Source organism: Allosphingosinicella deserti (assembly GCF_003012735.1).
Taxonomy (GTDB): Bacteria; Pseudomonadota; Alphaproteobacteria; order Sphingomonadales; family Sphingomonadaceae; genus Allosphingosinicella; species Allosphingosinicella deserti.
Map to the genome: position 1 here is coordinate 67,657 of NZ_PXYI01000001.1, position 19,881 is coordinate 87,537.

Sequence of the window (19,881 nt, forward strand, 5' to 3'; positions counted from 1 at the left end):
GGGATCAGAAACGCTGGACGATGGTGACGTCGAAGCGACGGCGCCGGGCGTCGGCGAGCAGGCTGTAGCCCGTCTGGTTGTACATGAAATATTGGTCGTTCGTCGCGACGATCGGCGGCGACTGGTCGAGCACATTCTGAATGCCGAAACGGAGCTCGCGGGTCCAGCGCCCGGCAGGGAAGCGGTACGCCGCCGCGAGATCGAGATAGAATTGCGGGCGGATGAATCTCGATCCCTGCAGCCGTTCCGTCTCCTCGGCATGAAGTTCGGCGAACCGGCCGTGCGAGATGACGCGGTAGCGGCCGTAATATTGGCCATCGAGCCCGATCTCGAACGGTCCGCGCGACCACTCGACCCCGGCATGTCCGCGCCAGGTCAACGCACCGTCGAAATGGTTGGCGAGGTCGTACCAGGGCCCCGCGGTGTCGTACCGCCGCCGATAGGTCGGCTGCCAGGTGATGGCCCCCGCGAGGCGAACCTGCCCGCCCTTGCCGGCCGGGAACAGATACTCACCCTTGAGGTCCACGGCATCGATGCGGGTGCTGCCGATGTTGAGGGCGGTGGTATCGATCCGCGTGATCAATCCGCCCGTGTAGCCGCGTGCGGCGTCGGCCTCGGTGAGCGGCTGCCGCTTGATCCTGCCCGGGAAGCGATCCTCGTTTGCCAGAAAATATCGGATCTCCCCGAGATCGGTGAGATAGCGCAGGCCGTTCGCCGATGTGAGAGCGATCTCGCCCACCTTCTCGAGGCGAGTATAGTCAATGGAGAAGCGGAGCTTCTCGTCAGGTGTGGTTAGGATGGCTCCTGCCGAGAAGCTCCGCGCACGCTCGGGCTCGAGATCCGGTGAGCCACCAACCACGACCGATACGTGCCGCTCGATCGGACTGCCTCCACGTCGCGGGTCACGCGCGACGTCGTTATAGGGAACAACCCGCGAAGATATCTGGTCGATACCTGGGGGTAGGACGCCAGTGCTGAGGCTTGCCCGGAGCAAGATGGTAGGAGCCGGGCGGAAGCGGATGCCTGCTGTATAGACCGTCGTGCTACGGTCCGATGTGGCCAGGGTCTCGAACAGGGCACCGCCTCGCTCGTTCTCGGACGGTGCCGTATTGCGATAGCGGTCGTTCCGGATCGCGAGCTGGACCTCCAGTGAGCGCAGCCAAGCCCATTGGCTTGCTGAGCTTAGCAAGGGTGCCCGCAACTCGGCATAATAGGACCGGACCTGCTGCCTTACTTCTGGCAATGGCCTTTCGACGATCCGGTCCAGCCGAGTTTCCGTGAGTGAGGATCCCGGAACATGTTCACTTCGATCCTCCGCAAGCATGGACACGGTCAACGGTCCGCCGGCCAAGTCAAAGATGGGGCCGGCGACGCGGGCCGACAGCTGCCGTAACCGGTTCTCCAACGAGAATTCGAAGCGATTTGGCCTTCGATACGCGTCGAGCGCGGACTGGAAGCCGGCATAATTGGAGAATGGGTTAGGGACAGTCTTTGCGCTGGGGAAACCCAACAATCCTTCGAAGGCCTCTTGCGACGGGCTGTCGCCCGTCAGCAAGGCTCGCTCGCGAGCCTTGCCGATCGTGTAGTCGATATTCGCCCGCCAACCTCGGGACAAATCAAGGATCAGCCCTGTCGTCAGCCGAAAAGAGCGTGTCCGATTTTTCAGGACGTTGTCGAAACCCGGCATCGGAAAGGTCACCGTTACCGGCTGCTCGAATGGGTTAAGTGCCGGATCGTAGACCGCAGCGGTCTGAATGTACCAAGGCACGACCGACCTGGCCGTGTTGCGCATCCACAGACCATCGACGAACAGCTCCGCACCATCGGCGATGGCACGACGCACGTTGAGCAGCATGGCGGTGCGACTGATTTCCGGCAGCAGCGTTCGTTTCGCTCCATTCGCATCGGGCGAGAGCGATAGATCGATGGTGCCGGCATTCCTCAGCAGCACGGACGGATCCTGCACCTGTGCGAGGGGAGCATGCGTGATGCTGGAGCCGAGCGGCGTGCCGCCATTCGACGTCAGCGTGAGCGGCACTGGAGAACGGCCCAACAGGGGCGAGCCTCCAAGGACGTTGATCGATGCGCTCGTCGGGTATTGACTGAGAAATTGGCCTAGATCGTTCCGCGCCTTCAGTGCCCGCGCGCGATAGGCAAAAATGCGGTCTCCGAACGCCAGGCCGGCGGACTCCGAATGGCCGATCGTCAGCATGATGTCGGTTCGACCATCGTCTGGCGTAAAGCCGAGGTTAGCATCGATCCTCTGCTCCGGCGCGTCTCCTCGGCTCGTCGCACCGTTGCTGACGGCGATTCGACCTCCACGATAGTCACGCTCCAAAACGAAATTCACGACTCCGGCCGTCGCCCCCGGCCCGTAAATCCCGCCCGCTGTCGACGTGATCGTTTCGATCCTTTCAATTGAAGCGAGCGGAAGCGCGTTGATGTCTGGTTGGTAAAACCCGCTGTCGCTGCTGGGTGCAGATGGCAGACGGCGACCGTCGACAAGGATGAGGGTTTGCCTTGGGCCAAGGCCGCGCAGGTTGATCTGGGACCGCGCGCTGCCCAGATTGTCGAAGGTCAGCTGTGCGGGACCGGACATCTGTGCGTTCACCGGCAATCGGGTGCGCAGAAAGCTCTCCGCGTCGTCGGCATGCGAGCCCGCGACGTCCTCGCGCGTGGCGACTTGATAGGGCTGGATATCGCTCTCGGTGCGGCGAATGTCGGCGTTCTGGGATCGTCGTCCGATCACCAGAATTTCGGGCACCGGCGCCTCGTTTGCCGCCAGCGCTCTGGGGCGCTGCGGGGCAGGGACGATCAGCACCGTTCCGCCTGCGCCATGTCGGTGCGTCAGCCCCGAATCCTGGAGCAGCCTGCCAAGTGCCTCGTCGAGGGACAGGCGCCCGCTGAGCGCAGGCGCGCGGCGGCGGCCGATCAGGGCCGGCGAGAAGAGAAGCTCGACGCCCGCCCGCTCGGCGAGCTGGGACAGCGACCTGGCGAGAGATTGCGGCGGAAGCTGGATCCGGAACGTGGCGGCGCGTCCAGCCGCGGACGCGGGTACCGCGGCGATGAATGCAAGAGGGATCGCCACGAAGGATGTACGCATGTGCTTGCCGGCCGCGCCTGCCGCTAGCCGACCGACCTCGAGAAGGGAAGTCTTGCGGGCGCGCGGGAGAGCAATTCACCGGGCCTGCCCGAAAGGCGCGGCGGCCCGCACGCCTCGAGGCGCATGCTTTGTTCAACTGAGCTGAACGACCCGTACGGATTTCGGCGCATTAACGCTCCTCTGCTTCGGCCTTACCTGCAGCCTCACGAGCGGGCTTTAAGAATCGGTAAGGAGTTTGCCATGACCAGCAGAAGCATTGTCGATGAAGTCGAAGGAAAGGTAGCAATCGTCACCGGCGCTGCGAGCGGTATCGGCCGCGCGACGGCAGAGCTGCTGCACGAGCGCGGGGCGAAAGTCGTCGCGGAGGACATCAGCCCAGAGGTCGAAAAGCTCGCGAGACCCGGGATCGTACCGCTCGTCGCCGACATCTCGCAGGAATCGAGCGCAATTGCTGCGGTTTCGCTCGCGCAGGAGCACTTCGGCAAGCTCGACATCCTCGTCAACAATGCCGCGCGGATCGTCTACAAGCCGGTCGTCGAGATGAGCGTCGACGACTGGAACTGGGTGATGGAGACCAACGTCACCGGATCCTTCCTCCACTCGCGCGAAGCCGTGAAGGCGATGATTCCGAACAAGTCCGGGTCGATCGTCAACATCGCGTCTTACGCGTCCTACTTCGCCTTTCCGACCATTGCGGCCTACACCGCCTCCAAAGGCGCTCTCGCCCAGCTTACCCGAACCTTGGCGCTCGAGGTCGCCGAGCATGGCATTCGCGTCAATGCGATCGGCGCCGGCGATGTCGTCACCAACTTGCTGAACGACATCTTCGACGACGGGCCGGGTTTCCTCGCCGAGCATGGCAAGGGCGCTCCGATCGGACGGGCAGCGCAGCCCCGGGAAATCGCCGAGATCGTCGCCTTCCTGGCGTCCGACCGGGCGAGCTTCATCCTCGGCGCGGTGGTGATGGCCGACGGCGGCTTCAGCGTTCAGATCAAGTGAGGACGGGACGATGGACAGGTTGATCAACGTCGCATTCTTCGTCGCCCGGCCGGGCCGGACCGACGATCTTGGTGCCGGATTGCTTGCGCTGGTGGAGCAGACCCGCGCCGAGGAAGGCTGTCTGCGCTACGAAATCTATCAATCCAGCGCCGATCCGCACGGCTGGATGGTGCACGAAGACTGGCGTTCCCGCGCCGATTTCGACGCGCATATGAGCACCTCCTACGTCGCCGGATTCATGGCCCGTGTCCCGGAGCTATGCGGCGGGGATGTCGAAATCCGCCAATATGCCGCCCGCGCCTAGCGCGGTCGGCTCACCGGCACACCATTCAAGGAAACCGAACATGACCCAGGACAAACGGGTTTGGCTGGTGACCGGCTGCTCGAGCGGCTTCGGCCGCGCAATCAGCGAGCATCTGCTGCGGGAGGGGCACAAGGTGGCGGTCACGGCCCGCAAAATCGACGTGCTTGCCGATCTGGCGGAGCTTGGCGAGGCGCTGCTGCTGCCTCTCGACGTCGTCGATCCCGAGCAATGCAACAAGGCCGTCGCTGATACGATCGGCCATTTCGGCAGGATCGACGTGCTCGTCAACAATGCCGGGATCGGCTATTTCGCAGCCGTCGAAGAAACCGACGAGACGCACGCCCGCCAGTTGATGGACGTGAATTTTTTCGGCGCGGCCAACATGATCCACGCCGTGCTGCCCGGCATGCGCCGCCGGCGCAGCGGGGCGATCGTCAATCTCACCTCGATCGGCGGTCTCGCCGGGTTCACGGCGGTCGGCTATTACACGGCGAGCAAATTCGCACTCGAGGGCCTCTCCGAGACGTTGCGGGCCGAGGTCGAACCGCTCGGCATCAGGGTGATGACGGTGGAGCCAAGCGGCTTTCGAACCGCTTGGGCGGGCTCGTCGAACGAGACGCAGGCGCCGATCGCCGATTACGCGCGGACGGCCGGCGCCGCACGGGAAGCCTATCACCAATCCGTAGGCCGGCAGGCCGGTGACCCGGCCCGCGCTGCGGCCGCGATCCACGACGCGATCCTCTCGGCAAACCCGCCGCACCGGCTGCTGCTCGGCAACGAGGCATTCGACGTGGCGACGGCGAAAATCGCGCAGATGAAGACCGAGTTCGAAGCCTGGGAGCAGGTGGCGCGCGGCGCCGACTTCCCCGCGGCCGAGAGGGACGGCGCGTAAGCGCGCGGCAGCCATCAGGAGAATGAACATGCAACGTTTTCAGGGCAAGGTGGCGATCGTCACCGGCGGCGGTTCCGGGATCGGCGCCGCGATTGCGAAGCGGCTTCTGGAAGAAGGCGCGTCCGTGGTGATTTCCGGCCGCAATCGCGCGCGTCTGGAGAATGCCGCTGCAGAGCTGGGCGGCGGTGACCGGGTGGTGGCGCATCCCGCCGACGTGTCCCTTCGGGCAGACTGCGACTCCCTCGTCGATGTCGCTGCGGCCCGGTTCGGCCGGCTCGACACGCTGGTCAATGCGGCTGGAATGAACCTCGTCGGCACGGTCGACGAGACATCCGACGAGGATTGGCGTGCCTGCTTCGGCGCGGACGTGGACAGCATCTTCTACATGAGCCGCAAGGCACTGCCGCTTCTGCGCGAGAGCAAGGGCTCCATCGTCAATATCGGCTCGGTTTCGTCGCTGGGCGGCGGCTGGAGCCATGCCGGTTACAATGCCGCCAAGGCCGCGGTCGCGAACCTTACCCGCTCGCTCGCTTGCGACAATGGCCGGTACGGAGTCCGCGCCAACCTCGTATGCCCCGGTCTGACCGTGACCGGCATGGTCGACGAGATCATGGCCGATGAGGCCCTGCTGGAGAAAGCGTGGGAGCGGATCCCGCTGCGGCGCGCCGGACAGCCTGCGGAGGTCGCAGCCGCCGTTGCGTTTCTGGCCAGCGACGAGGCGCTGTGGATTACCGGCGCCACCCTTGCGGTGGATGGTGGTCAGACCTGCACGGACGGTGGTCCGGAGTGGGGCAAATAGGTGTGGCGGGCGGGGCGCGCCCCGTCCGCGGCAGATCTCGTTCCTGGGAGCGAAACCGCTTGGAGGTTCGGATGATCAAGATGCTTGTTGCGACGCTTGGCGCGCTCGCGCTCGCCGGCTCGGCGGTCGGCTGGTCCGCGCCGCCGTCCCCGCCTCTTTCCGGCCATGCCGATTTCGCCCGCTTCAAGGTGGGCCGGTTCGACGTCTTCTCGCTTCGCGACGGCACGGTTCCGCTGGATGTCCATCCCCTGCTGAAGGGCATTGCACACACGGTGATCGACGCACGTCTGCGGGCGGCGGGAAAACCCAATCCGGTGCCGGTCTCGATCAACGCCTTTCTCGTCGACACCGGATCTCGGCAGGTGCTGATCGACGCCGGAGCGGGCGCGTTGTTCGGAACGCAGGGAGGGAGGCTGCTGCACAGCCTCGCCGCCGCCGGCTATTCTCCGGCGGATATCGACGATATTCTCCTGACCCATATCCATGCCGACCATTCGGGGGGCATCGCGATCGGCGGCCGGAGACTCTTCCCCAACGCGGTCGTCCATGTCGGCGCCCAGGATATTGCCCTGTTCCTGGATCGGGAAGGCGATCCCGGTCTCGAGAGCTTTCATTTCGAACAGGCGCGGCAGACGATTGGCCTCTACAGGGCGGCCGGCAAGCTCGCGACCTTTCGCGGCGGCACGCCATTGCTTCCGGGCGTCACTGCGCTTCCGACACCAGGCCACACGCCGGGGCACGCCTTCTACCGGGTGGAGAGCGATGGCCAGAGCATCGAATTCTGGGGCGATATCGTGCATATCGGCCCGGTCCAGCTCGCCCACCCGCCGGTGACCATCACCTACGATGTGCGCCAGGATCTTGCCCGCGAGCAGCGGCACCGGCAGTTCGACCGCGCCGTCCGCGAACGACGGCTGCTGGCCGCCCCCCATCTCGATTTCCCCGGCGTCGGCACGTTGCACAGGCGCGGACCGGGATATGACTGGCTTCCGGCCGAAGCCCTTGCGACGAAGGCAGGGGGTCGTCGGGGAGAGCTCTGAACATCGGCTCCGGCGCCTTCCGACCCGGATCGGAGCCGTCGACACTCGTCGTCCACCTTGCACGCTTCATCCAGCGCCTCAACGAATCGTTTAGTGACCCCGCGCCCACAGGCTGGGAGAACGGGCCCAAAGCAGGCGCAGGAAAGGATGTCGCATGTTGGATGTTGGTGGTGGCGGTGGATCGAGCGTCGTCGAGTCGGCACGTGCGCAGCAACTCGCGCCCTGCCCTACCAAGGCGCCCGATCCGAAGGTCGAACAGGCGGTCCAGGAGACCGCACGCTTCGCGCAGGAATATCACGGCGACCCCGCTTATGTGATCCAGGAGACCATGGCCGATCCGGGGCTCTCCCAGGCGCAGAAAGACGAATATGTCGCGCGCGTGGTCGATCTCGCCAGCGGCTCCGACCCGTCGTTCCGGACCGAGGCCGGCGGGCTCGACGATCGCGCCCGCGGCGAGCTGGTGACAGCGCTCGAAGAGATCGGAGTCGCCTATACCGGCGCGGCCACCCCGGAGCTTCGCGACCAGGTTACTGCCGCAATGGGGCGCAACGTGGATTCGGGGCGCCTCGGCGCCGATCAGATCTACGCGCTGGTCGATCCGTCGAAGAACGCAGGCTCCGACGGCGTGCGCCAGTTGCTGAGCAAGGTCACCGACGGCGCCTTGCTCCAGCAGGTCGCCTTCGACCTCCGCAATGCGGCTTCTCGCAACGGCTACGACATCAACACGCAGGAGGGCACGCGCGGCGTGCTCGCGCTGACGGCTGCGGCCGATCTCGCCGGCATGGCCGCCGAGCACGGTTTTTCCGCCGCGGCCAACGGCATCGTGGCGCATGTCGCCGATCAGCCCGATCCGGCGCAGCTGATGCAGCATATGGATCGCCTGCCGATGAACGCCTACGGCACGACGCCGGCTGGCCGCGGCGGGTTCGACGCGATGGCCTCGGCGGTTGCCGGCACCGACAGGAGCCCCGACCAGGCCAAGGTCGACAAGGTGTTCAGCGCGATGGTCGACATGAGCGGCGAATCCGGGTCGCTCGATCGCTCCGCCGGGCTCAACGATCTCGGCGCCTATTTCGACCGCCATATCTCCCGGCTGAACCAGGAGGCGACCTACGCCGGAAGCTGGAACGATCGCGGCGACGCCAGCCCGCCCACGCCGCATCACTCGCTGACCGAGCGCTTCATGCGCAACGTGATGCTGAACAGCGAGTTCGACAACCGCGCCACCACCCAGAGTGCGATCTCGAACGAAATGACGCGGCTCGGCAAGATCGTGGGCGCCGCCCCCGGCGCACTCGCGCCGAACGAGGCGCAGCGGACCGAGGCTGCGATGCAGTTCGGCACCCTGCTCGGCTCGATGCAGGGCGCCGCCGCCGACTACGTCAATTCCAAGACCGACAGCAGCGAACAGAAGATCGAAAACGTCCGGATGATCACCGACCTGCTCACCGATCAGGTTCTCGGCAAGACCGGACCGCTGGGCGAGGCGTTCGGCGGCACGCTGGTCGACAAATTCTGGGAGCATCTCGGCAGCAAGGCGACCGACGCCGCGGAAGGCGACGTCAACGCCGCCTTCGAGCAACTCACCAGCGTCGGCGAGGCGATCGACCAGGCGATGACCCAGTCGCTCCGCACCAGCTATCCGGCGCAGACGGCCGACGAGACCAAGGTCAACGGACCCGGCATCATCGCCGATTACGAAACGTCGGTGACGACCCATCGGGCCAATCCGGTGGAATGAGGGCGCGACGCGGCGCTGATTGCTGCGCAGAGAGCATCGCGGACGGCGTCGTTCAGGATCGCAGGATTTCGATCATCCGCTGCTCGAACGCGTGCGGGTCGGCGCCGGCCGCCCGGAGCATGTCATGGCTCAGCGTCATCGCGATCTTGCCGCCGGCGAGCATCAGGCCGGTATCGCAGGCTGCGGCGAGCGTACCGAGATCGTGCAGCGCCGTGATCAGCGTCAGGCCGTCCTCGACCTGCTGCCGCAGCGCCCGCCGCAGGTCGAAGACCGCCACCGGATCGAGCCAGTTGAACGGCTCGTCGAGGATCACGAGCCTGTGGCCGCCCGCGAATGCCGCCGCGATCGCGACGCGCTGCCGCATTCCGGCCGAGCAGTCGCCGATCCAGCAATCGAGGAGCGCGCCGAGGCCCAAGGCGGCGTACACGGACCCTGTCCGCGCGCGGACCTCCTCCATCGTGCCGCCGACGCATTCGAGAACGTCGCGGACGCGCAAGGCATCGGGCAGCGTGTCGCCGGGAGGCGCGAAGCCGAAGCGCGCCGCCCGGGCCGCACGGTCGGCAGCCAGCTCTTGGTCCTCGATCCGGCACGATCCGCCGGCGAACGGCAGACGTCCGGCAAGGGCCCGAAGGAGGCTGGTCTTGCCGGATCCGTTGGCACCGATGACCCCGAACCACGATCCTTGCGGCACCGAGAGATCGAGGGCCTCGACGACCGGCTGACCGCCTCGCTCGACGGTCACGCCGGAGAGGCGGAGGGCGGCGGTCATCCGAGCAGCCAAGTCTTGGCGGCTGCCCGGCGGTGCAGATGCCAGAGGATGGCGAGGGCCGCGACTGGTAAAGCCGGTGGCAGCATGTACGCGGTCAGGATGAGCATTCCCGCGAAGACTGACACGAGCAGATCGGCAAATCGCCTGCCGTGAAGTCGGTAGGCGAGGATGCGCATCGTCATCAGGAGCAGCATGGCGCCGCACGCCGCGGCGACGATCCCGGCCGCCAGCGGACCGAGGATGAGCCAGGTGATCGGCACCGCCAGAAGGACGAACGGCAACATGCTTCGGCCATGGTGGGCGACGATCCGCCACGACCCTTGTCCGGCGACGGTCATGAACCGGACCGTTGGGTGGTCGACGCTGGTGAGCGCCAGCGTCGCAATAACCGCCTCGATGCCGACGATTGCGATCCGGGCGTTGGAGGAGAGCGTGCCTGTCACGACCAGTGAGAGAAGCACGGCGGCGGCGGCGGTCATCCCGGCGCCGGGGCGGTGGAGCCATATCCTTATCGTCCATCCCAGGCGGACCTTGGCAAAGACCGCTCCGGACGGTGCGAGCATGGCTGTGAGGTGGGCTACGGCCGCACCGGCAAGATAGGCGGGCAGGCTGACGATCAGCAGGGAGGGGCGGGCGATCAGCGTGATCGTCGCCAGGATCGCGACTCCGATTCCGTGCGCGGCGAGCCGATAGTGACGGCCGGTGGAAGGGCGCAAGGCAAGGGCCGCGAGCAGGCCATCGGTGCCGTGGAAATGGAGACGCGCCGCAATCAGGCGTCCTGCGGCCACACCTGCGCAGGCTCCGCCACCAAGCGCCGCCCAGGCCCCGATCTGCCACGATCGACCTGCGAACCAGGCGTGCAAGGCCGCCAAGACGACGACGAGCATGAAGCCGGCATTCAGCCGATCCCGCCGTCCGGCCAGGGCTGCCCGGGTCGCGTTGCGCGCGATCCGGCAGTCCAGGCGAAACAGGTGGCCGCGTCGGCCGTCAGAGGCACCCATCCGTACATCCTAGCCCGTGGCCGATCGTCCGCAATGCGATCGATCGATCGAACTCGATTGCGGGACGCGGACGTTTGGTGCGCTGCCGAGATCCGGTCAGCGGATGTTGTTCAGGCTTTCGATCGCGTCATTATATTCTTCGACCATGTCGTTCAGATTCTCGACGTCGCCGCTCTGCTTGAGGTCGCGGAATTTGCCGACCAGATCGGTAAGGTCGCCGGCGGCGCTCTCGTAGCTGGACGAGGGTGCCTCGAGCGGGGTCTTGGCGGCGGCCTTGGCGGCGGCATAGGCCGCGCGCTGATCGGTCAGCAATTTCTCGATCTCGCCGACCAGGGCGGTGCCGCGCGCGAGGATCTGCGGATTCTTGACGTCCTCGGGCTTGGCGAACAGGTCGATCAGGCTCTCGGACCGTTGCACGGCGAGCTTGGTCGAATAAGCGAGGATGTTGCCGTCCTTCCTGAGTTGCTCGATTTCGACGGCGGCCCGGGCGTCACGCTCGCGCTTGAGGATCGTGTCGAAGCTCTCCGCGGCGGCGAGCGCAGCCTGGAATTCGGCGCGCATCGCCGCATCTTCCTGCTTGCCGCGGGCAAGCTTGTCCTCGCGATACGCCTTGCTGTCATAGTAGACCGAGAGCGCCTTCACGTGCGTGACGACCTTGTCGAGCGCGGCGATCAGGCCATCGCCCGCCTTGTCCAGATCGGCCGGGCCGCCGGGCAGCGCGCGCCCTTCCTTGAGCTTGGTCAGCGCGGCTTCGAGCCAGCCGCTGCTGATCGAGACGTTGTCGGTAGGCGACTGGTTGGGGATGTCCTCCTTCGCATAATTTTCCGCCGTCTCCGGCAGGCCGAAGGTGCCGATCAGCTTGTTATAGCCCTCGGTATAGGCGTCCAGCTTGGCCTGTGCGGGATCCTTGCCCTCGGCCGTCGGCACGCCGGGAATGGCGCTGCTGGTGTTGCCGCCCGTGCCGGCTCCGTCGCAACCGCCGAGCGCGAGCAGAAGAGCGGGCGCCGCAAGAACGAACAGCCGGACCTTGTCTTGAAACACCCCTAATTCTCCCGCTTCTGGTGAAAGATCATCGCTTCGGAATGGTCGTTTATGGACAATCTCCTGCAGTGACAACGGCTTTGAATGGTCGGTCTGCAAGTGTCTGGAGGCAAAGGAAAACTGCGGCTCGGATCAGCTTTGCCTACGCTCGCTCGCCATCGGTTCAGGAGACCTGCGGCAGGCCGGCGGCCCACTCAGAAGATCTGCACACTGCTTCCGGGCCGGGTCCGATAGGATTCGAGCCGCGAGGTGAGGGTGCCGCAGTGGAGCTCGAGCTTGTGGCCGTCCGGATCGAGACAATAGAGGGATTGGCCCTCGCTTCGATTGTCCTTCCAGATCGGTGCATGGGCCCGGACGCGCCGGGCGAGGGCCTCGAAATCGGGTGGTGCGACGTCGAAGGCGAAGTGCGTGTAGGTGGCGTCCGGATTGCCGGTGACGTGATCGTCGCGCGACAGGCAGAGCCAGAGGCTTCCCGCTTCCAGATAGGCGCCGTCATCCCAGCGCGCGCGCAGGGCGAAGCCGAGCAGATCGACGTAGAAAGCGGTCGACGTGTCGAGATCGCGCACCGCGAGAGTGAGGTGATTGAGGCCGCGAACCTGCACGATTGGGCCTCAGAGCGCCTTTTCGTAGATTCGATAGACCTTGTTGATCCTCGCTTCGAGCGCGTCGGACAGGGATCGCATCGGGCCGTTATCCTCCAGCACCCAGCCGAATTCGCCGCGGGTTGCGCCGTAGACCGAGATCGCGTCACGGCGGATATGTTCGACGAGCATGAAGGCGAGCTGGCTGGCGAGGCGCGAGGCCTGCAGGCGCTTCACCACCCCCATCAGCGGAACGCGGGTCGACCGGACCTTCGGATTGCGCAACCGCCACAGCAATTTGGCCCAGCCGAACGGAAACAGGCGCCCATCGAGATCCCGGGTGAATTCGTTGAGATCGGGCAAGGTCATCATGAAGGCGACCGGCTCGCCGTCGACCTCCGCGACCCGGATCAGATCCTCGAAGACGATCGGCTTCAGCTTCTTACCGGCATAAGCGATCTCCGACGGGGTGAGCGGGATGAAGCCCCAATTGTCGGACCATGCATCGTTGAGGATTCCGAGGATCAGCTCCGCTTCCTGATCGAACTTGCTCTTGTCGACCTTGCGGATCCGGATGCGCGGATTCTTCTCGCCCGAGGCGACGATGCGGCCGACGATCGGCGGGAAGCCGTCCGCGATCGGAACCTCGTAGGTGTAGAGATCCTTGACGCCTTCATAGCCGTAGCGTTCCACCCAGGCTTCGTATTCGGGACGGTTGTGGCCCATCATCACCGTCGGCGGATGATCGTGGCCCTTGACGAGGAGACCCGGCTCGTCCCAGATCGAGAGGCTGAACGGCCCCATTGAGCGGGTCATGTCGCGCCCCTTGAGCCAGCTTTCGGCGCGATGGAGCAATGCATGCGCGACCGCTTCGTCGACCGCCTCGAGCATGCCCCACTGGCCGAGCCCGGCACCCATATGTTCGAGCACCAGTTGATCGACCTGCGCGGAGATCCGCCCGACGATCTTGCCGTCGCGCTCCGCCAGGAAGAGCCTGGCCTCCGCATGCTCGAACCAGGGATTGGTGCGCGGATCGAGCAGCCCGTGAACCTCGGTCTTGAGCGGCGGGACCCAGTTGGGGTCGGATCGATTGTGGGAGAAAGCGAAGTCGACGAACGCCTTGCGGTCGCGGGCACCTTCGACCGCGCGGATAGTGATCTCAGCCATGGCGCGCTTGGTAGCCGGTGGATGCGTTCGTGTCACGATCCCTGCCCGGGCGCAGGTGTTACGAAAAAGGGCCCCGATCGGGGCCCTTCGTCATAATTCGTGGAGACCTTATTCGCCGCGCTTGCGCGGGTGGCCTGTCGCCACGCCGCCCGAGAGGCGGGCGACCTGCGGATAGCGCTCGGCGATCTCGGGCGTATAGCCGAGGTTGAAGACGGTCGGGCTCTTCTTCGGCCGCTCGGAGCGATCGTAGAAGGTGCCGAACAGCTTGTCCCAGAAGAAGGTGGTGATCCCGTAATTACCATTCTCGTCATGAAAATGGTGGGCCATGTGCCGCTTCTTCATCTCGACCAGCACCTTGGCGCGGGGCTTGTAGGCGAGGTGCTGGATGCAGTGGACGAACTCGTAGAAGCAGGTGGTCAGCAGGCCGGTGGCGAAGGCCGCCATCGCACCGCCGATCGGAGCATCCCAGAAGCTGCCGATGATCCAGCCGATCGGCAGGGTCGCCGCGCCGATTGCCGGCAGGGTGGTGTGCAGCGCGCCGAACAGCACCTCGAGGTGATTCGGATCCTGGTGGTGATCGTAATGGATCCGCTTCCAGGTCGCGGCGAGCATCGGCACCTTGAACATCCAGCGGCTGTGCAGGACCCAGCGGTGGAGGACGTACCAGACCAGGGGATAGACGAAGGTCGCGACGGCGACGGCGATGACCGTCGGCGCGAGCGGCGCCGGGTTATAGGCAAACACCCCGATGGCCGCAGCGGACAGCGCAAGATAGGCAATGATCGCCGGATATTGGAAATAGGCGACGACCAGTTCCTTGAACGTCATCTTGTCCAGATGATGCTCGCGCCTCCAGAAGCTCGGGCGGGCAGCGTGTGCGAGTTTCACCTTTGTAATTCCTCGGTTTTCTGAGCCGCGGGGCCGTAGTCCCGCATATCCGTCCTATATGGCCCGCATCCCTGAATTCTCAATAAGGCAGTTTTGAGGCGTTGGCGCCGATCCGCACCGGCCGATCGCCGCCAAATCGGATCAGATCAGGCGCAGCTTGCGCGAGAGGCCGCCGAGCGCCTTGCGGTCGGAACGGGTCAGGCCGAGCCGGAGCGCGACCCAGCTCGTTGCCGCCCACAGCACGAAGACGATCGAGAAGCGGACCGGACCGTCGAGCCAATATTCGGCGGCCGCCATCAGCGCGGTGCCGAACAGCGCGATTCCGAGGCCCTGGCCGAGCTTGCGGTCGAACGGCCACAATTTGTCGGAAAGCCGAAGCTCCACGATCGCGGCGTAGGCGGTCGCGACGGTCGCCACGCCATTGGCGATCGCCATGCCATAAGCCTCGTACGTCGGCACGAGGATGATGATCATCACCGCCCAGACGAAAACTCCGATCAGGCTGTTGAGCAACGGCAGCACCCGGTGCCCGATCATCTCGACGATCGGGGTCGCCGGCCCGACGATCGCCTCGATCCCGCGGGCGGCGACGAGGATGTAGAGCAAAGGCAGCGCCTCGCGGGCCTCGTGCCGGTAGAGGCTGAGGATATCGGTGCCGGCGAAGATCAGCAGCCCCGCGAGCGGTACGACCAGGGCGGTCGAGACCCGCGAGGCGAAATGGTAGAGCGGACCGATCGCGGCACGGTCGACTCCGGCCTGCGCCGTCGCGAGCGGCGCCATCACATATTGGAAGGCCTGGCGTACGGCGAGCGGGACTGTGGAGATCTTGCGCGCAATCTCGAACAGGCCGGCGGCAGCGGCGCCGCGCGCCCCGGGGATCATCATGTTGAGCACCACCGTCGGCGCATCGATCAGCAGCCGGCGCGACGCCGTCGCCGGCAGCAGCGCGAGTCCGGTGCCGAGCAGATCGAGGAGCTGCGCCTTGTGCAGCGGTGTCGTCACCAGGCGCTTCAGGGAGAAATAGCGGCCGAGCAGGCGGATGCAGAGCAGGCCGGTGAGGGTCAGCGAGCAGAGATGGGCAATGACGAGCCCCAGACTGTCGAGCCCGAGCAGGAAGAAGCCGCAGGCGAACACGATGCGTGCGATCTGCTCCCAGAAGACTCGGAGGCGGATTTCCGGCCCGAACGCGCGGCGCGCCCGCACCGCCGAGGTCGACACTTCGATGAAGATCCAGATCGGCAGCGCCCATATGAACAGTCCGACCATGCGGGGCAGATGGGCGAGATCTTCGGGCGCGGCCGAGAACAGGCCGGCGACGGCGGTCGCCTGCCACGACACCAAGGCGGCGATCCCGATCGACGGCAGCACCGCCATCAGCAGCGCGCCCTTGAGCGCGCCGTGGATCCGATCCTCGTCGGCTTCCGCAGGCACCAGGCGCTGCAGGGCACTGGTCATCGACAGATCGAGGAGGTTGGACGCCATGTTCACGGCGCCCCACAGGGCGACATAGATGCCGTAGCCGGTGAGCCCGAACAGCCAGGTATACAGCGGCTGCGCGACCGCATCGATCAGCGCGCTCAGCCGGGCGAGACCCGCAAGCCCGGCCCCACGAGCAACGTCGCGCCGGGTGACCGGCGCGGCTTGCGCATCGAGATCCTCGTTCATTCCTCGGTCCGGATGAGGACGGTCTCGCCGATCAGGAGGAAGAGCGCGAACGGCGCCCAGGCTGCGAGCAGCGGCGGGTAGGCGCCGAGATTGCCCATCGCCAGAGCGAAATTGTCGACGACGAAATAGGCGAAGCCGAGCGCCATGCCGATCACCGCGCGGACGAACAACTGCCCCGAGCGTGCCAGGCCGAAGGCCGCGACGGCGGCAAGCAACGGCATCAGCACCGCCGAGAGCGGCCCCGAGAATTTATGCCAGAAGCCGGTCTCGAGCTCGGAGGTGGGGCGGCCCGCGATCCGCAGATCCTGGATCGCCGCCTGCAGGGTGGCGAAGGGCTGCTCGTCGGCCCTGACGTCCGACAGCGTGAACTGCGTCGGATCGAGGCCCTTGCCGTAGAGGAGGCTCGGCTGATTGCTCTTGGTCCCCTTGTCGACGTCGAACGTTTCGACCTGCTCAAGGCGCCACGCGCCGTTTTCGGGGCGCGCCGATTTGGCGTTGACGATGCGCTGCAGGGTTTCCCAGCGACGATCGTAGATGGTGACGTTCGAAAGCCGGGCAACGCCGCCGTCGCTGCGAACCTCGCGCGCGAGGAAGAGATCGTCGCCGAAGCGAACCCACACGTTCGGGGTGATGCCGGTATCCTTGGGCACCGGCCCGTAATCGACCTTGGTCCAGGCGTTGAGCGTCTGGGTCGCGCGGGTCACGATGCGCTCGTTAAACACGAAGCTCAACGCCGCGACGACCAGGCTGGCGAGGATCAGCGGCGCGATGATCTGGTGCGCCGAGATGCCCGCCGCCTTCATGCTCACCACTTCGCTGTTCTGGTTGAGGGTGGCGAGGGCGATTAGGGTCCCGAGGAGCACCGCGAACGGCAGGAAGCGGGCAATCAGCTGGGGCACCCGAAGTGACACGTAGCGCCACAATTCGGCATCGCCGTTGCCCGGCACGCGCAGGATCTTGCCGGATTCACCGAGCAGATCGAGTGTCATCAGGATTACGACAAGGGCCGCCAGCACCGCAAGGCTGCGGAGCAGGAACATCTTCGCCATGTACCAGGCGATGCGACGGGACGGGAAGAAATGGACGTTGATCATTCGGCGGGTGCGAGCTCGCTGCGACGGCGGCGGGCGCCGCCGAAACGGAGGATGCGGCCGATCGCCTTGCCGATCTTGGCGGTGACCCGCTCGAGCGCGCCGATCGGCTGGCCGCCGGGCGTGTAGGCCAGCGTCCAGAACATCCAGAAGATGAGGCCGGCGAAGATCGCGAACGGGGTCCACAACGCAAGGATCGGATCGAGCTTGCCCTGGCCGCCCATCTGCTCCGCATATTGGTTCACCTTGTGGTAGGTGACCACCATCACGATCGACAGGAAGATGCCGAGACCCGAGGTGCTGCGCTTCGGCGGCACCGCCAGCGCGATCGCGAGCACCGGCATCAGCAGCATCATCACCACTTCGACCATGCGATAGTGGAAATTGGCGCGGATCGCCGACTGGGTCTGGGCCGGCAGCGCCTCCGAATGGCCCTGGCGGACGAGCTCCGGAATGGTGAGCTCCTCTTCGTCGCCATGTCCCCGCCCGCGGAACCGCTCGATCGCCGGGAGATCGATCGGAAGATCGTGGGCGGCGAAGCTCAGCACCCGCGGCGCCTGGTAATTGGGCGCATTGTGGACCAGGCGGCCGTTGGCAAGGCGCAGGATGATCGTGTCGGGATCGTCGGTGGCGAGGAACGTGCCGTGATCGGCGGTGACGGCAAGCGTCTTGCCGTCCTTGGTTTCCGCACGGACGAAAACGCCGTGGAGCAGCCGCCCATTATTCTCGCTCTGCTCGACCCGGAGGGTCATGCGCCGTCCGAGATTGGTGAATTCGCCAACCTTGATCGAGGCGCCGAGCGCACCGGAGCGCAATTCGAACCGCAATTCCTCATAGGCGTAGCGCGCCTTGGGCTGGATGAAGCCGACGATGGCAAGGTTGAGCGCCATCAGTGCGATCGCGTAGAGCATCGGCACGCGCAGCAGGCGGCCGTAGCCGAGACCGACGGCGCGCAGGCTGTCGAGCTCCGACGACAAAGCCAGCTTGCGGAAGGCGATCAGCACACCGAGCAGCAGGCCGATCGGAATGCCGAGCGCGAGATATTCCGGGATGAGATTGGCCAGCATCTTCCAGACGACCTGCACCGGCCCGCCTTCGCTGACGACGAAATCGAACAATCTCAGCATTTTTTCAAGGATGAGCAGCATCGCCGCGAGCGTCAGCGTGCCGAGCAGCGGCACGAAGATCTGCTTCGCGACGTAGCGATCGATCTGGGTGAAGATGCTCAATTCCTGGCGCCTCGACTGCGGCTGTGCCTGCCTCCGGCGCTCCGCGTGACGCAGGCAGCCGTTGCGAGGGCTATAGACGGCGCGGTCAGGCGATCAAAGGGATGATTGGCACGGAAGCGCATCCGCGGCGCGCGCGGAGGAAAGGGGCCCAGTCCAACGAAAAGGGGCCCGGCGGCGGCCGAGCCCCTCTGCGGCGCCAGACCGCCCGGCTCAGGCGTCCGCGACGTCGGCGTGGTCGAGGCGCGGCGAGAGCAGGTGGATGATCCCGAGCGCGAGCAGGTAGACCACGCCCGCGACGATGAAGATCAGCTGGTAGCTGCCCACCCGCTCCAGCACCTGTCCGATGTAGAGCGAGAAGATCATGCCGCCGACCGCGCCGGCGGTGCCGCCGATGCCGATCACCGAGCCCACCGCCTTGCGCGGGAACATGTCGGACGGAAGCGTGTAGAGATTGGCCGACCACGCCTGGTGGGCGGCCGTGGCCAGGCTGATGATCGCAACCGCAACCCAAAGATTATCGACATATTGGGCAAAGAAGATCGGCGTGACGCACAAGGCGCAGATCAGCATCGTGGTCTTGCGCGCCGCATTGATCGTCCATCCGCGGTGGATGAGCCGCGAGGAGAACCAGCCGCCGACGATCGAGCCGACATCGGAGACGACGTAGATCACCACCAAGGGCGGGCCGAAGGTCTTGAGGTCGAGGCCGTGGCGCTTGACCAGGAAGTCCGGCAGCCAGAACAGAAACATCCACCAGACCGGATCGGTGAGGAACTTGCCGATCGCGAATGCCCAGGTTTCCTTGCGGCCGATCAGCCGGATCCACGGCACCTTGTGCGCGGGATCGGCAGGATCGCTTTCGATATAGGCAAGCTCGGCGGCGGATAGCCGCTTTGATTCGCGGGGCCGGCGATAGATCGCGATCCAGGCGACGAGCCAGATCAGGCTGACCGCGCCGGTGATCACGAATGCGCCGCGCCAGCCATAAGCGATGGTGAGCGCGGGAACGATCAGCGGGGTGATGATCGCGCCGACATTGGCGCCGGCGTTGAACAGGCCGGTGGCGAAGGCGCGCTCCTTCTTCGGGAACCACTCGGTCACCGCCTTGAGGCCGGCCGGGAAGTTGCCGCTCTCGCCGATGCCGAGCATCGCGCGCACGGCGGCAAAGCCGAACACCGAACTCACCGCGCCATGGAGCATGTGCGCCGCCGTCCAGACGATGAAGGCGACCGAGTAACCGAGGCGTGCGCCGACCCGGTCGACGACGTTGCCGAACACGATGTAGCCGATCGCGTAAGCGAGCTGGAAATAGAAGACGATGTCGGCGTAGGTCGTCTCGGTCCAGCCGAATTCGTCCTGGAGCGTGGGCTTGAGCAGCCCGATCATTTGCCGGTCGACGTAATTGATCGCGGTCGCGGCGAACAGCAGGGCGACGATCACCCAGCGAACGCGTCCGACCCGTGCATTCGGGGCGCCGGTCTCCGCCGCCTCCTCGAAACTCTTGGCCATCAGGACAATCCCTCCACGGACCCCTCTTACGGAGTCTCCGCGAAGGTTGTAAGGGAAACCGG

The 19,881-nt window shown here is 65.6% G+C and carries 17 protein-coding genes; 6 read left to right on the forward strand and 11 right to left on the reverse strand.

Features of this window, described 5'->3' with window-relative positions; genetic code table 11:
• Positions 1–4 precede the first annotated feature (4 nt).
• Positions 5–3,103, reverse strand: coding sequence for a TonB-dependent receptor (locus C7I55_RS00350; protein ID WP_106510925.1), 3,099 nt, complete (start codon positions 3,101–3,103; stop codon positions 5–7).
• Between the two features lie 240 nt (positions 3,104–3,343).
• Between C7I55_RS00350 and C7I55_RS00355 the strand changes: the two genes are divergently transcribed.
• The 6 genes from C7I55_RS00355 (at position 3,344) to C7I55_RS00380 (ending at position 8,878) form a co-directional block, all read left to right on the forward strand.
• Positions 3,344–4,102 (forward strand): SDR family NAD(P)-dependent oxidoreductase, encoded by a 759-nt coding sequence (locus C7I55_RS00355; RefSeq protein ID WP_106510926.1) that lies wholly within the window; start codon positions 3,344–3,346, stop codon positions 4,100–4,102.
• 10 nt (positions 4,103–4,112) lie between these two features.
• Positions 4,113–4,406, forward strand: coding sequence for a putative quinol monooxygenase (locus C7I55_RS00360; RefSeq protein ID WP_106510927.1), 294 nt, complete (start codon positions 4,113–4,115; stop codon positions 4,404–4,406).
• Between the two features lie 40 nt (positions 4,407–4,446).
• Positions 4,447–5,298 carry an oxidoreductase gene (locus C7I55_RS00365; protein WP_106510928.1) on the forward strand — a complete coding sequence of 284 codons (852 nt, stop codon included), beginning with the start codon at positions 4,447–4,449 and terminating at the stop codon, positions 5,296–5,298.
• Between the two features lie 28 nt (positions 5,299–5,326).
• Positions 5,327–6,097, forward strand: a complete 771-nt coding sequence (locus C7I55_RS00370) for an SDR family NAD(P)-dependent oxidoreductase (RefSeq protein WP_106510929.1) — start codon at positions 5,327–5,329, stop codon at positions 6,095–6,097.
• 71 nt (positions 6,098–6,168) lie between these two features.
• Positions 6,169–7,137: an MBL fold metallo-hydrolase gene (locus C7I55_RS00375; RefSeq protein WP_106510930.1), complete on the forward strand. Its 969-nt coding sequence runs from the start codon at positions 6,169–6,171 to the stop codon at positions 7,135–7,137.
• A gap of 154 nt (positions 7,138–7,291) precedes the next feature.
• Complete coding sequence (locus C7I55_RS00380; RefSeq protein ID WP_106510931.1) at positions 7,292–8,878, forward strand: hypothetical protein; 1,587 nt, start codon at positions 7,292–7,294, stop codon at positions 8,876–8,878.
• A 52-nt stretch (positions 8,879–8,930) separates the two neighbouring features.
• Here C7I55_RS00380 and C7I55_RS00385 read toward each other — a convergent pair whose 3' ends face one another.
• From C7I55_RS00385 to C7I55_RS00430, 10 genes are all read right to left on the reverse strand, one after another.
• Complete coding sequence (locus tag C7I55_RS00385) at positions 8,931–9,647, reverse strand: ATP-binding cassette domain-containing protein (protein ID WP_106510932.1); 717 nt, start codon at positions 9,645–9,647, stop codon at positions 8,931–8,933.
• Complete coding sequence (locus C7I55_RS00390; protein WP_106510933.1) at positions 9,644–10,648, reverse strand: hypothetical protein; 1,005 nt, start codon at positions 10,646–10,648, stop codon at positions 9,644–9,646. The genes C7I55_RS00385 and C7I55_RS00390 overlap by 4 nt, the downstream gene beginning before the upstream one ends.
• 96 nt (positions 10,649–10,744) lie before the next feature.
• Entirely contained in the window at positions 10,745–11,689 is a 945-nt protein-coding gene (locus tag C7I55_RS00395) for a DUF3829 domain-containing protein (RefSeq protein WP_158266216.1), read from the reverse strand.
• A 194-nt stretch (positions 11,690–11,883) separates the two neighbouring features.
• Positions 11,884–12,291, reverse strand: coding sequence for a VOC family protein (locus C7I55_RS00400; protein ID WP_106510935.1), 408 nt, complete (start codon positions 12,289–12,291; stop codon positions 11,884–11,886).
• 9 nt (positions 12,292–12,300) lie between these two features.
• Positions 12,301–13,437: an N-acetyltransferase gene (locus C7I55_RS00405; protein WP_106510936.1), complete on the reverse strand. Its 1,137-nt coding sequence runs from the start codon at positions 13,435–13,437 to the stop codon at positions 12,301–12,303.
• A 108-nt stretch (positions 13,438–13,545) separates the two neighbouring features.
• Positions 13,546–14,265 carry a sterol desaturase family protein gene (locus tag C7I55_RS00410; protein ID WP_106511593.1) on the reverse strand — a complete coding sequence of 240 codons (720 nt, stop codon included), beginning with the start codon at positions 14,263–14,265 and terminating at the stop codon, positions 13,546–13,548.
• Positions 14,266–14,466: 201 nt separating this feature from the next.
• Positions 14,467–15,990 carry a lipopolysaccharide biosynthesis protein gene (locus C7I55_RS00415; RefSeq protein ID WP_106510937.1) on the reverse strand — a complete coding sequence of 508 codons (1,524 nt, stop codon included), beginning with the start codon at positions 15,988–15,990 and terminating at the stop codon, positions 14,467–14,469.
• Positions 15,987–17,084: an LPS export ABC transporter permease LptG gene (lptG, locus tag C7I55_RS00420; RefSeq protein ID WP_199192665.1), complete on the reverse strand. Its 1,098-nt coding sequence runs from the start codon at positions 17,082–17,084 to the stop codon at positions 15,987–15,989. Before lptG ends, C7I55_RS00415 begins: the two co-directional genes overlap by 4 nt.
• Complete coding sequence (lptF, locus tag C7I55_RS00425) at positions 17,081–18,304, reverse strand: LPS export ABC transporter permease LptF (RefSeq protein WP_106511595.1); 1,224 nt, start codon at positions 18,302–18,304, stop codon at positions 17,081–17,083. The genes lptG and lptF overlap by 4 nt, the downstream gene beginning before the upstream one ends.
• A 216-nt stretch (positions 18,305–18,520) precedes the next feature.
• Positions 18,521–19,819 (reverse strand): MFS transporter, encoded by a 1,299-nt coding sequence (locus C7I55_RS00430; protein WP_106510938.1) that lies wholly within the window; start codon positions 19,817–19,819, stop codon positions 18,521–18,523.
• Positions 19,820–19,881: the final 62 nt, after the last annotated feature.